At 64.6% G+C, this 12,436-nt stretch carries 11 protein-coding genes; 3 read left to right on the forward strand and 8 right to left on the reverse strand.

What is annotated here, in order from left to right:
• Positions 1–88: 88 nt before the first annotated feature.
• From ACZ50N_RS27460 to ACZ50N_RS27480, 5 genes are all read right to left on the reverse strand, one after another.
• A complete protein-coding gene (locus tag ACZ50N_RS27460) occupies positions 89–1,696 on the reverse strand; it encodes a 4-coumarate--CoA ligase family protein (RefSeq protein ID WP_464475760.1) in 1,608 nt (535 codons plus the stop codon).
• Positions 1,697–2,146: 450 nt separating this feature from the next.
• Entirely contained in the window at positions 2,147–3,133 is a 987-nt protein-coding gene (locus tag ACZ50N_RS27465) for an alpha/beta fold hydrolase (RefSeq protein ID WP_064282755.1), read from the reverse strand.
• Positions 3,133–4,497 carry a cytochrome P450 gene (locus ACZ50N_RS27470; RefSeq protein WP_064282754.1) on the reverse strand — a complete coding sequence of 455 codons (1,365 nt, stop codon included), beginning with the start codon at positions 4,495–4,497 and terminating at the stop codon, positions 3,133–3,135. The genes ACZ50N_RS27465 and ACZ50N_RS27470 overlap by 1 nt, the downstream gene beginning before the upstream one ends.
• Positions 4,498–4,704: 207 nt before the next feature.
• Positions 4,705–5,355, reverse strand: a complete 651-nt coding sequence (locus ACZ50N_RS27475) for a cutinase family protein (RefSeq protein ID WP_064282769.1) — start codon at positions 5,353–5,355, stop codon at positions 4,705–4,707.
• A gap of 353 nt (positions 5,356–5,708) precedes the next feature.
• A complete protein-coding gene (locus ACZ50N_RS27480) occupies positions 5,709–7,019 on the reverse strand; it encodes a phthiocerol/phthiodiolone dimycocerosyl transferase family protein (protein WP_064282753.1) in 1,311 nt (436 codons plus the stop codon).
• A 103-nt stretch (positions 7,020–7,122) separates the two neighbouring features.
• On the opposite strand from ACZ50N_RS27480, the gene ACZ50N_RS27485 reads away from it, so the two are divergent.
• Positions 7,123–7,791: a TetR/AcrR family transcriptional regulator gene (locus tag ACZ50N_RS27485; protein WP_046361780.1), complete on the forward strand. Its 669-nt coding sequence runs from the start codon at positions 7,123–7,125 to the stop codon at positions 7,789–7,791.
• Between the two features lie 16 nt (positions 7,792–7,807).
• Here ACZ50N_RS27485 and ACZ50N_RS27490 read toward each other — a convergent pair whose 3' ends face one another.
• Both ACZ50N_RS27490 and ACZ50N_RS27495 read right to left on the reverse strand, forming a co-directional pair.
• Positions 7,808–8,626: a hypothetical protein gene (locus ACZ50N_RS27490; RefSeq protein WP_052765110.1), complete on the reverse strand. Its 819-nt coding sequence runs from the start codon at positions 8,624–8,626 to the stop codon at positions 7,808–7,810.
• A gap of 41 nt (positions 8,627–8,667) precedes the next feature.
• Entirely contained in the window at positions 8,668–8,919 is a 252-nt protein-coding gene (locus ACZ50N_RS27495; protein WP_079632918.1) for a transposase, read from the reverse strand.
• A 509-nt stretch (positions 8,920–9,428) separates the two neighbouring features.
• On the opposite strand from ACZ50N_RS27495, the gene ACZ50N_RS27500 reads away from it, so the two are divergent.
• Both ACZ50N_RS27500 and ACZ50N_RS27505 read left to right on the forward strand, forming a co-directional pair.
• Positions 9,429–9,665 carry a hypothetical protein gene (locus tag ACZ50N_RS27500; RefSeq protein ID WP_046361779.1) on the forward strand — a complete coding sequence of 79 codons (237 nt, stop codon included), beginning with the start codon at positions 9,429–9,431 and terminating at the stop codon, positions 9,663–9,665.
• A complete protein-coding gene (locus ACZ50N_RS27505; RefSeq protein ID WP_079632919.1) occupies positions 9,652–10,011 on the forward strand; it encodes a type II toxin-antitoxin system PemK/MazF family toxin in 360 nt (119 codons plus the stop codon). The genes ACZ50N_RS27500 and ACZ50N_RS27505 overlap by 14 nt, the downstream gene beginning before the upstream one ends.
• On the opposite strand, the gene ACZ50N_RS27510 is transcribed toward ACZ50N_RS27505, so the two are convergent.
• The gene (locus ACZ50N_RS27510) at positions 9,925–12,387 is read right to left on the reverse strand and encodes a helicase associated domain-containing protein (protein ID WP_437126980.1); all 2,463 of its coding nucleotides are present in this window, start codon (positions 12,385–12,387) and stop codon (positions 9,925–9,927) included. The genes ACZ50N_RS27505 and ACZ50N_RS27510 overlap by 87 nt on opposite strands.
• Between the last annotated feature and the right edge of the window lie 49 nt (positions 12,388–12,436).

The raw sequence follows: 12,436 nt of genomic DNA on the forward strand, positions 1-12,436 counted from the left end.
GCGAGTCTGGGCCGCCGCTCGGCGGCGCAGACTCGCCTCAGTGCAATCGTCATCGTGGGCGCGGTGATCAGACCGAGGGTCGCCGCAGCTAGCCCCGCAGGTCCTTGCGCAGTATTTTCCCGGACGCCGACTTCGGTATGGCGTCGATGAACTCCACCCGGCGCACCTTCTTGTACGGCGCGACGTTGTCGGCCACGAACGCCATGACCTGTTCTTCGTCGACGGTGGCGCCGGACTGCTTGACGACAAACGCTTTCGGGATCTCCTCACCGTCAGCATCGGTGACACCGATGACGGCGGCATCGGCGATGCCGGGATGGGTCAGCAGCAGGGCCTCGAGTTCGGCGGGCGGCACCTGATACCCCTTGTACTTGATCAGTTCCTTGAGCCGGTCGACGATGTACACGCAACCAGTGGAGTCCACACACGCCATGTCGCCGGTGTGCAGGAACCCGTCGCCGTCGATGGTCTCGGAAGTCGCCTTGTCGTTGCCCAGATAGCCGGCCATCACATTGGGGCCGGAGAACCACAATTCGCCGGCCTCGCTACGACCCGACTCCGGAATGCCGATTTCGGCGCCGGTTTCCGGGTTGATGATCTTGCTGACGGCATTCGGCACGGTCCAGCCCACTGAGCTCAGGGGCGGGGTCACCCCGACGCTTTGCTCACCACCGTCGAAGGGCATGCAGTGGCTCACCGGGGAGAGTTCACTCATCCCGTAGCCCTGCACAACCCGGCAGCTGATCCGCTTGGCGACGGCATGGCCCAGATCCTCGTCCAGGGGTGCGGCGCCCGACATGACGACCTTCAGTGACGACAGATCGAACTGGTCGATGACTGGGTGCTTGGCCAACGCGACCGCGACCGGCGGGGCGATGTAGCCAACGGTGCATCGGTGGTTCTCGATGTTGGTCAGGAACTTCTGCAGATCGAAGGACGGCATGATGACCAGCCGGGCCCGGGCGCGCAACGCGGCGTTGAGCAGAACTGTCATCCCGTAGATGTGGAAGAACGGGAGCACGGCGATGATCACGTCATCGGCGGTGATCCCCTGGATGGAACTGAACTGTGCGACGTTGGCCACGAGGTTGCGATGGGTGAGCATGACGCCCTTGGGATTGCCCGTTGTCCCGGAACTGTAGGGCAGGGCCGCCAGATGTGTCGCGGCGTCGAACGAGACCATGGGGGCGTCGGCGCCGCAGGCCAGCAGATCATCGACACTTAGATGCTTGGCCGCAGCGGCTTCGCCGGCGCCGTCGAGCACTACTACCTCGCTGGGGGACAGGCCGGCGTGCGCAGCGCCTTCGGCGGCCTGGGGCAGCAGTGCGGAGACGGTGATGAGCATCGTGGCGTGCGCGTCGGTCAACTGCGTGGCAATGTCCTTGGCGGTGAACAGCGCGTTGATGGTGGTGGCCGTCGCCCCGGCGCGCAGGATGCCGTGGAACGCGACTGCGAAGCCCGAGCTGTTGGGGGAGAGCAGGCCCACGACGTTGCCGACACCGATTCCGCGGTCCGCCAGACCCGCGGCGAAGGCGTCGATCCGGGTGATCAGACCCCGGTAGGTCAGCTCGGTGCCCGTCGGGGCGTCCACCAGCGCCACTCGATTGGCATCGGCGTCTGATAATTCGCCGAACAGGTAGTCGTAGACACCGGTGTCCGGAATCTCGACCTCAGGGTATGGGCTGGCAAATGTCACGACGCTCCTTGGGTCTCGAGTTGGGCGATGAATTCTCTTGGTGGCCACAACCGGTATGACCTGTCGATCAGCTTCGCCACCTCCTCCCGATCAGGGTTCGAGTCACTGCCGTCGCCGCAGATCCAGGCCCAACCAACAAAGGGACTCGGGTACATCAGGCAGAGGAACTTGCTGTCCTGGCTCATGCGGCCGCTCGGTCGGATCAAGGGGGAGTGGCCGTGGCGGACCATCTCGCCCGCCGACTGCTTGGAATGTCGCCCTACAGACCAAGCTCTCGGGGCGTGGAACATCGGCCTGCCGTGCGAGATCTTATCGAGTGGCCCGGGGAAGCTCCGAGCGATTCGCCGCACGTCCTATCGGGCGGCAGCCGTATCGAGCAAGCCGCTGCTCGATCGTCCGCCCTATGCCCGAAGCCGCGCCGGTGATGACCGCAGTGTGGCGGCGAGCGGATCAGGCCTCTGATGGTGCACCGCTTCTCCGTTTCTGGATGGTCGAGCTGAAGGTGCCTGGGGCGGCCGCAGCCTGGACATCGCCGCGCACTTGCGGCGGCAGGTCGGTGGTGCCCGCCTGGTCGGCGACGGCGTCAACGAGCTGCGGCCAGAACGCAGGAGGGTAGTCGTGGCCCAGTCCGGGTACGACCCACAGTCGCGAATGCCCGATGGCCCGGTGGGTGGCCCGGCCGCCCGATGTGGCGACCATCCGGTCGCGGTCTCCGTGGATCACCAGTGTCGGCGCGATTATGCGAGCGAGTTCGGCAGTGCGGTCGCCGGTGGCCAGTATCGCCGCAAGCTGCCGGGAGGCTCCGTCGGGGCTCGGGTCGCGGCGCCAGGCCGCAGCGGCGTGGTCGCGTATCCAGGCTTCGTCCTGCGGGAAGCCAACGGAGCCGATGTGAGCGTACGTCGCGACATCGGCGTCGGCGGCCTCGTGGGCCGAGGACGGTGGCGAGGCGAGCATCCTCAACCAGGTCGACCAGGCGGGCCGTCCGATGCGCGGCGCACCGGTGGTGGAGAACATGGAGGTCAGGCTGGCCACTCGCTGCGGCCACCGGCTGGCAACGACCTGCGCGATCATGCCGCCCATCGACGCGCCGAAGACATGGGCCCGTTCAATCGCCAGCGCGTCCAGCAGCCCTACGGTGTCGCGGGCCAGGTGGTGGAGACCATAGGTATCGCTGGGGTAGCGACCGGTGAGCATGGCCAGCAGCCCGGGGGGCTTCGCGCTCGCGTGAGTCGACCGGCCGCTGTCGCGGTTATCGAAGCGAATCACCCGAAAACCGCGCCCGGCCAGTGCCTCGCACAGCGGTAACGGCCAGGACAGCAGTTGCTGGCCCAGTCCGGCGACGAGCAGCAGTGGCGTCGCATCGGCGTCACCGATCTGCTCGAAGCACAACGTGATCCCTTGGCCGACATCGGCGAACTCCTCACGGGGGTCGGTCATCACGCCACGACCTCGCCGACCGCGGCGTCGACCCTGCCGACGACCTGCGGCACAGTGCGGCGATGCCAGACGGCCCGGCCACCGTCGCCCGGGGTCCAGGCCACACCCCGGGAGCGCCACTTCTCGTCCGGGGCTGTCGTGGGGGACAGCTCATAGTCCTGCAGCAAGGTGCGCAACACGACGTTCATCTCCATGTCGGCGAAGGCGGCACCGATGCACCGGCGGGTGCCACCACCAAACGGAATCCAGGAGTACATACCGGGTTTGGCGCCAATGAACCGGTCGGGGTGGAACGTCATGGGGTCAGGGAAAACGTTCTCGTCGAGCTGTACCTGGTCGAGCGCGACCACAATCTGGTAGCCCGGCGGGATCACCCACTGGCCCAGTTGCAGGGGCTCCCCGGCGATCATCCGCGCGACCTCGGTAACAACCGGCCGGGTGCGCTGGACCTCGAGCACCGTGGCTGCCAACAGCTCGGTTCCACCTCGATCGATCTCCTCGACGAGTCGGTCGAGGAGCGCAGGATGGCGTCGCAGGCGTTCGACGGCCCAGGCAAGTGTGTTGGCCGTGGTCTCGTGCCCTGCGCCGAGCAGGGTGAAAAGCTCATCGGCGATCTCGGTGTCGGTCATCGCTTCGCCGTCCTCGTAGGTGCTCTGCACCAGCATGGCCAGGACGTCGTCGCGTTCGGACAGCGTCGGATCGGCGCGCGTGGCCGCGATGAGGTCGAGCACCACTGCGTCATACTCGGCACGCATCGAGCGGAATCGTGCCCAAGCCCCCCATCTGCGGTCGGGGTCGGCGAACGGTGAGGCGGTCAGCTTGGCTCCGAGTTCCACCATCGGCGGCATGATGCGTCGCAACTGCTCCAGGTGTGCGCCTTCGGCGCCGAGGACGGCGCGCAGGATGATGTTGAGCGTCAAGCGCATGAATGGCTCGGCGGACTCCATCTCCTCGCCCATCCGCCACGTCGTGGCCTCGCGGCGGGTCTCCTCGATCATGAGCTGCTCGTGGGCCCTCATCTGTCTGCCGTGGAAGGGCGGTACCAGGAGCTTGCGTCGGCGTCGGTGCGCTTCGCCCTCCAGTGCGAACGTCGACCCGGGCCCGAGGACGTTGCCGAGGTTGGGGACCCCGTTACCGGCGATCTCAGTACTGGCGGTGAAGAGTTCCTTGGTCAGATCGGCGGTGGTCAACACGACGCAGCGCCCGTAGGGCGCCATCTTCATGGTGAAGGTCGACCCGTGGCGGCACTGAAGTCCGGTCAGAAGACGTCTGCGGAAATAGATCCAGCCGGCGAGCAAAACCGGGCCGGGGAGCCTGGTCGCCTCCGGTAGGCGGGCCGCCGAGGGGGTAGTGAGCGAGTTCATGTCTTCTCTCCCTTTCGACGTCGGGTACTTAACAGTACCCTCCGTACCGTACAGCGATGTGAGTGCCACCACAATGTTCGGTGGGTGCAAAGCCGGGGCGAAGAGAATCCTGACCGGCAATCACCATCGAATCCGGTCGAGGTGGTGGCTGTCGTCCCGAGATTCCTTCGCCTGCGCCGCCCTAACTCTCGGAGTGAAACGGACCGCTTAGGCGCGAAGACGCACTCTGTCGGCAGCGAATTGCGCTGCTTCGGTGGTCATCCCAGCTGTGCGATATGCGCTGTGGGCGGAGCGTTCAAAGCCGTCTGGCGAGCACACCGGGTCCCCAACCATACAGAGGTCGATGGTCCGGTCGGCATACCGCGAGCCGATGGTAATGGGTGGGGCTGTTTGGACGAGCATGTGCACAAAGCCTTGCGTGGGTTTGCCGAACAACACTACGGCGGCGACATGATCGGCGATCTCGGGTGGTAGCGGGCCCGTAATTCCGGGCGGCAGAGCGTATCCCGGCGGAACGACGTCGGTGGTGGTGTAGGCCGCCACGGCGGCTCCCTGTGAGTACCCGCCGAGCACGATCTGCGTTTCCGGGCATTGCGCGGCGATCGCCGCAACTCTGGTGCTCGCGTCGGCAACCCCGTCGGCCGCCCGGGGAAAATCAAGGGAGGCAGGATAATTCACGGGGTAGAGATCTACGGACTCATCGGGCAGATGGGCGCGCAGTGCGTCGACGAACGCTTGTCCTGTTTGCCCGGGTCCTGGCGCTTCGAAGGTGCCGCGAGCGAAGACCACCTCGACTCCTGGGCAGGGGTCGGCGGACGCCGCGGGGATGAGTGTCAACGACGACGCGAGGGCCGTCAGGGCTACCGTTAGCAGAAGGGGTAGGCGGCGTCGTCCGGCGTACGTCAACGTTCCGGCCTTTTTGTCGGCGATGGTGGGATGCGAAGTCGATCGGAATCTACGTTGTCCAGACCTCAGGCGGGTGTCATGCATGTTGGTTCTCCAGTGGGAGTTCGAATGTGAGCTGAGGGGATCGCGAGCGCCACGAGACTGCGGTTGGTCGGCGCATGATTCATGGCATCACGATCGGATTGGTGGGCTGTGAAGGGTCTTGGCGTCGGCGTCGGCCAACCCCGGAGCGCCAGCTGGTGATCGCGGTTACCGCAACCGAGACAAGGGTCTGAGCGCCTGCACCTCAAGGGTAAGCAGCGGGCTCACTCTCCGCCGTCGTCGACGACGTTCTGCACGTCCTCTGGGGTCAGGAGTTGTCGCGTGGCGGCCGCGCGAGCTGCTGCCAGGTCAGGATTGTCGGAACTGGCGAAATCGATGGCCAGGGATCCGTTGAAGGTGGTGATGTACGCGCTTTCTGTCATGTGCAGGCCGGGGATGTCGAGTCCCTGTGGCGACTGCCATTGTTGATAGGATGCTGGGTGAAAATCGATGAGCGAAACGCTCGGCGGGGTAACGAGTTCGGGTATCCGCCCCCAGTTGGTGCTGCTCAGTGTTTCCCCGGGAGTCAGCACTGCGGGCAGTTCGGGGAACTCGTCATTGGATAGTGCCGCCACTAGTCCCAAGAGCTCGGCGATCATGCCTCGGTCCAGATCCGCTGCGAGCTTGGTATTGAGTTTGCGGGCCATCTCGTACATTCCGTCCCCAGCGACATCGGCCCCTGTCGCAAACACCGGGGCTATCACATTCGTGCCCTCGGTGAGTCCCACCGGCGGGTTCAGACGTGAGCGTAGGTCGACGGTGTACATGTAGGCGATCTCGCCCATGTCGACGGAACGTACCTGTGCTTCGGCGAGAATCAATGCGGCCGAGATGACGCCATTCACGGTCGTGTGCTGCGACCGGGCGTTGGAGATGAGCTGTGTTGTCTGCGCCGGCGTCAGCCGCAGCCGGATGAACTCGGCGGACGCAGCGTCGTTCGCGACGGTGGTGTCGCTGATGTCACTGCAGGGCGACGGAACTGAGCCCGACGATGTAGCGTCAAGATAACCGCGTGCCAGCAGCAGGGCCTCGGCCGACTCAGGGTACGGGTGGGGAGCTACAGCCGGGGATGGGCGTCCGGCAACGATATCGGTGTACATCGACCACAGCTGAGTGAGAAGGACCAGAGAATGCTGCCCGTCAGCCACGCTGTGGTGGGTGAAGAAGGCGACAGTAGTATCGCCTTCTCCTTCGGCGATGTGCACGGCGCACACTTGGTCTTGCTGGCGCATCGTCAAGCCACGCAGAGGCGGTGAGCCGCGCCCCGAGGTGACGGTCACGTAGGTGGGGTCAGCATCGTCTCTTTCTGCGGTGATAGCGTGCCGCCCGGTGCCCAGTGGGACTATTCGGGTGGCGAGCACTGGATAACACGATCGCAGTTGGGCAAGGGCGCGCGTCATCGCCGCGACATCGATATGCCCAGTTGCACGAACGCAGTATCCGACGAAGCTGCCAAAGCTGGCGTACACCTCCTCGCTCAGGTCCAGCGGACGAATCAGCGATTGGGTCGCTGCTGTCGCGCGGTGATCTGCCATTTTGAAAGTCCCTCTCGATTCATTGCGGATCCAACTTCGACCCACAATATCTGGGTCATGTGACCCGGGGTCACATGACCCAACTTAGAGGTAGGCTGATCAGGTGTCAAAGAGTCTCCGATCACAGCGCGCCCTCGAACGTCGTCAGCAGCTCATCAACGCGGCGATAGAGGTGATCGCCGACGTGGGGTTGGAAGCGACGACCACCCGCAAGGTGGCCGAGCAATCCGGCCTCCCGTTAAGTTCGGTGCACCACACGTTCACGGACAAAGACGAATTGATCTGCGCAGTCATAGATTTCGTTGGCGACCAAGTCGAAGCGCTGCGGCGCGATGCGCAACACCCGCAGGCTCGGAAACATTCGACACCCGAGAACGCGGTGCGCGAGGCGCTGTTTGTCTTCTGGAGCCTCGTCGAAGACGATCCGTCCTTCCAGCTGATGCAATTTGAGCTCATGATCTACTGTTTGCGCCACCCTGACTCGCACTGGATGGCGCAACGGCAGTACGACCGCAACTGCGCTCTTGTCGCCAATGCGTTGAGGACAGCGGTCGAGGGTACGGTCGCCGCGGGCGGTATTGACATCGAGCAGACCGCTCGGCTGATCTTGGCTGCCCTGGACGGTATCGTGCTGCATTTCCTTGTGTATAGAGATCGCGAACGGGCCAAGATCGCGCTGGAGAGCCTAGCGAGTGCTTGTAGCCCGTACCTCACCGGGGGCCCGGGCTCGTACCGAGGTCCCAGATCGCTCCCAGCCACGCTGCGATTCTGACCCTCGGAAAGGGTGACTATCGCGAATCCTCCGGCGTAGACAGCACCGTGCCCTCGGGAGGCCGGGCTGTGCTGTCGCCCGCGACGAGGCGGAGTCGGCTCGTCACCTCGATGGCCGCCGAAGGTTCGAGTGCGTCTTGGCCGGTGATGATGAGTTGCACCATGTACCTCGCACTGAATTCGAGATCGTGGCCGGCATCGCGGATCGCGCCACGCAAATCGACTGTGCCGTAAGCAGAATCGCCATACCACTCACGCCCACCACCACTGGTGGTGGTGTCCTCGGTCAGGAACTGCTCGGCGACCGCGGCATCGGAATTCTCGGTTCCGGCGGCCATGGTCAACGCCTCATCGGTGATGATCCCAGTCTCGGGTTCGGCCACCACATGCGCCCGACACCCATCCCGGTGTGCCTCAGGTGACTTACGGGTATGGCGGGCGTCGGGGTCGACCTGGGAGATCACCCCGTCCGGGGCGACCCGACGGGCCGATACGCCACCGCCCGTCGGTGCCGTCTGAGCCTTCAGCTGGTTCGACATCTTGGCCAACGCCGCCGCCACCATCTCCTCGGCAGCGATCTGCTCGTCAATCCCGGCCAGTGCCTCCAACAGGGCGTTCGCATCGTTGACCAGCGCCGAGACCAACGCGTCCTTGGCGCCGGGTTCCTCCCAGTCGATCTGAGGCTTCCCCGCACGGCTGTAGTCATGCCCGGTGCACACCGCCGCGATGGCCTCGCTGCCCCCGGGTACCACCCGCCCGACCCGGCGGATCGCCAAAATCAGCTGGGTGATGGTGTCCTGGGTGGCCACCGCGTCAGCCAGAATCGTGGAATCCACCGCCCGCCTACGCCGACCAGTCATCACCCCGGTCTGTGTGATCACCGCGCGTACCGCGTCGTTGATCCGCTGCGGCCGCTCCGATTTCGCCAGTCGTTGCGCCAGTACACCAGCGTCGACGGATCAAACCCCTTGTCGTCCAACGCCATCCCGGTAGCGACCTTCCACCGCAGATCACACCGGACCGCCTCAGCGGTCTCGCGATCCGACAGGTCCTGCAACGTCTGCAACACCAGAACCGAGGCCATCACCGACGCCGGGATCGACGGCCGTCCCCTACCCGAAGTAAACATGGCTGATCATCGCCTGGACTTGTTCGGCGACGGTGAGCTCGAGGATCCTGGTGGGTCATTTGGTGGCGCCGGGCAGTATGTTCGCGTTTTTGGTTTGTGCAGGGTGCGGAGCGGCCGGATCGGGAGTTGTTGGACGCGTAGCCTATTATCCCAGCTCACACCAACCCCACCACGAAGGCACGCCGATTATTCAGCGGCCTCCCAGATGCCGCGATGCTGACACTCCTCTGGCGCGCAGTTGTTGCATCAAACGCAATTCTTCCCATTTCTGACAGCAGATCGAACGGTGAATGCCACACGTCTGGCAGTGCTGCGTTCCGATCAGCACACGTCCGGCGCCACCCCGTAGTGGATGCCCATTTACGCAGTACAGAGGGGGCGGCGGCTCCTCCCAGCCATGCCGCGTTCGACGCAACTCCATCCTCGCCATGCCCTAAGTTCCGGGATCGCTGGACCGAAGAGACCAAACAGCCCTGTAGATACAGTTGTCTACAGTTTATTCTGGGATCATGTCTACACCTACAACAACGATCCGCGTACCGGTTACCACTCGTGATCGCCTCAATGCACAAGCCCGCGACCGCGGCATCTCCGTCGTCGCACTCCTCGACGAATGGTCCCACCGCGCCGAAAGGGACGCCGCCTTCGCCGAGGAACGCGCCGCCACCCGCGCAGAAGCCGCCAACCCAGCCGTCATCGAGGAGGACCGCGACTGGGAACAGGCCGACGCCGATGGAATCGACTAATCCCCGCCGGGGCGAACTGTGGCTGGTCGCCTTCGGCGCCGGCCGCCCCGGCGAACCCGCCAAACACCGGCCCGCCGTCATCGTGTCGGCTGACGAACTCCTCACCGGCGATCCAGATCCCACCGAACTCGTCGTGGTGATACCGGTGTCGAGTTCGCGCACACCGACAAGCCTCCGGCCACCGATCACCCCCGATGAAGGCGTCGACACCAACAGCGTCGCAGTCTGCCGGGCAGTCCGAGGCATCGCCCGAGGACGACTACTGCGCCACCTCGGAACGCTCAACAGACCCACGATGAGCCACATCGAGAAGTCCGTGGCCCTCATCCTCGGACTCGACCGATGACCCGGCCGCAAGCCCCGATGAGTTCGCGCCGAGCGCAGGTCCAGTCTCGGCGATGCCCCAGTGCCATCCTGGTAACGCTTCAAGCTGATCGCGCCGACGAGGGTGCAGCTTTCGGCGGCGCGAAGGCCGACGCATCTGGCGCACCCAGTCGCTCACATTAATGCCGTCCGGCGAGTGGTAATCAGCGGGTGGGTCGGCGTGGCCGTGCTCGGCCGCGAATGCCGCTAGCGCAGCGAAAGAGTCATCCCACGTTGATGCCTGGCGGAGATCCCACGACCAGCCTGGCACCGCTTCGAGCTGTTTGCGTCGCTGCGGATCCATTCTGTCCCGGCGCCCGGGACGGCGCAGCGTGACCACCCAACTGTTGAGCTTGAACAACCTGGGATCCCCTGTGTCACGCGGCGGATAGGCGTGCCCGTGCTCGACCGCGAACGCCGTCAGAGCGGCTAGGTTCTCTTCCCACTGTGCCTCAGCGGGGTTCCACGCCCAGCCGGGCAGCGATTCCAGCCGCGCGCGGCGCTCATCGGACAACTTCGCTCGTCGGCGACGCTGATCGGAAACCCAGTGCCCCAGAGCAAGTCCGGACTCGGCATAGTAGGCCTGCGGCGGCCGGGCATGTCCGTGCTGGGCGGCATAGACGGCCAAGTCCCCGAAATTGATGTCCCATTGGTCATCAAGTGCCTTCCACGACCACCCGGGTAGCCCGGCAAGGCGCCTCGCGCGTGCAGCGGGCAGCTTTCCGTTGTTGTGAAGTCTGCGTTGCATCCCCACCCAATTGCCGACCGCGAAATCGCCAACCCGGTACGCCGCGGGTGGGCGGGTGTGTCCGTGCTCGGCCCCATACTGGACTAACGCAGCGAAGTTGGCCTCCCACTGCTGATCTGTGAGCGGATCCCACGTCCAACCCGGCAGCGACTCGAACAGTTCTACGCGGCGCGCTGGCATACGCCCCAATTTGTAGGCGGCGCGCTGATTTTGGACCCATATGCCCAGCGCATCCCCAGCGGGCGTGCGGTACTTATAGTCCGGGTACGGGTGGCCATGGGCCTTGATGAAGTCCGTGAGCGCGTTGAATCGCTGGTTCCAAATGGCTTCATGCTGGTTCCATGCCCATCCAGGCAGGCTCTCGAGAAGTTCGACGCGGTGGGCAAGAAGACGGCCCTGAGAATACCGGGTGCGCTGATGCTGAATCCAGGTGCCGAGATCGGCGCCAGACGGGGCCAGGTGCCGGCGGGGCACGTTGGAGTGACCGTGTTCGGCGGCGAATGCCCGAGCGGCCTGGTAATGCTGGTCCCACTGCCGAGTCAGCGAGTCGACGGTGTGAACGCTGAAAGCGCTAAAAAACTGTGCGGCAAGCTTCTTCGGCAATTTCGCGGGGAGGTGGATATCTAGGATATCGGTCTCGATGTCGGTGACATCATCGGCGCTAGGACCGTCAGCCAGGCGCTGCCGGACCAGTCCGAGATCGCGGTTCAGTGTCGGATCGTGGCTCTGCAGCGCAGCAAGGACCTGGCGCACGCGTTTGAATTCGCTTATGTCGATGACCGTTTCGGCGTCCTGGCTGTCATCGACTGTGACGGCCAGGACGATGAGGGCGGGCCGGTCATGATTGGGGTTCTTGCGGATAGCTCTGCCGACCGCTTGGGCCACATCAACCTCCGACGATCGCGGCTCGGCGAAGAACACGGCATCCAGAGCCGGGATATTGATGCCCTCGGTCAAACAGCGGGCGTTGGTGACCATGTTCCACCGCGCAGGGTCGTGAATAGCCAACGTCTGCGTGGCGGCCAGCCGATCACTGAGCTTGGTGGAGCCGTCGATATGGATGACCTTCGCGGCGCGACCGTCACGGACAAGGCCCCTGGCCGTCAACAGCGCGTGAGTGCGGCGAAAAGTGGCTGCAAACTCTGAACTTGCGGCAATCGTATTGTGAAACGCCAGCACGCTGGACAACCCGTAATCAGCGGCAGCCTGGGTCAGCGCGATCGAGGAGGCGACATGATCGGCGCGGGCTGCACCATCCTCGCCGGCCGCCAAACTGATCATCCGCAGATCCTTGAGCGCTGACGACACCGCGCTATCAGCCACCGCAATGACCGCGACCTTGAACGGTGACAGAATCCCTTGCTCGATAGCGGCCCGGGTGGGCAAGGTGAAGACCTGCCGTCCGTACAACTCAGGGTCATCCATGGAGGCCACCGAACGCCGTCGCGGCTTGCCCCCGCGAGTGCGCGGACCACTGTGCACCTTCGGTGTCGCGGTGAAGAACAGCCGATGCGCCGCGGGGATCAGCCTGTCATCAAGCGCGGCGGCGAACGGCTTGCCCTTGAGCCCCGCAGTCCGGTGCGCCTCGTCGACTTTACTGATCGGACTCACGGAACCGGGCCGCGGATCGTGCGGGAATGCGTCGCGCACATGTAAGCCA

This window comes from Mycolicibacterium obuense, from assembly GCF_055397605.1.

Excerpts from the sequence above, each read along its gene's own strand:
- ACZ50N_RS27495 (WP_079632918.1), bottom strand. The coding sequence starts at position 8,919 with ATGTTTACTTCGGGTAGGGGACGGCCGTCGATCCCGGCGTCGGTGATG.
- ACZ50N_RS27500 (WP_046361779.1), top strand. The coding sequence starts at position 9,429 with ATGTCTACACCTACAACAACGATCCGCGTACCGGTTACCACTCGTGAT.
- ACZ50N_RS27465 (WP_064282755.1), bottom strand. The coding sequence starts at position 3,133 with ATGACCGACCCCCGTGAGGAGTTCGCCGATGTCGGCCAAGGGATCACG.
- ACZ50N_RS27470 (WP_064282754.1), bottom strand. The coding sequence starts at position 4,497 with ATGAACTCGCTCACTACCCCCTCGGCGGCCCGCCTACCGGAGGCGACC.
- ACZ50N_RS27480 (WP_064282753.1), bottom strand. The coding sequence starts at position 7,019 with ATGGCAGATCACCGCGCGACAGCAGCGACCCAATCGCTGATTCGTCCG.
- ACZ50N_RS27505 (WP_079632919.1), top strand. The coding sequence starts at position 9,652 with ATGGAATCGACTAATCCCCGCCGGGGCGAACTGTGGCTGGTCGCCTTC.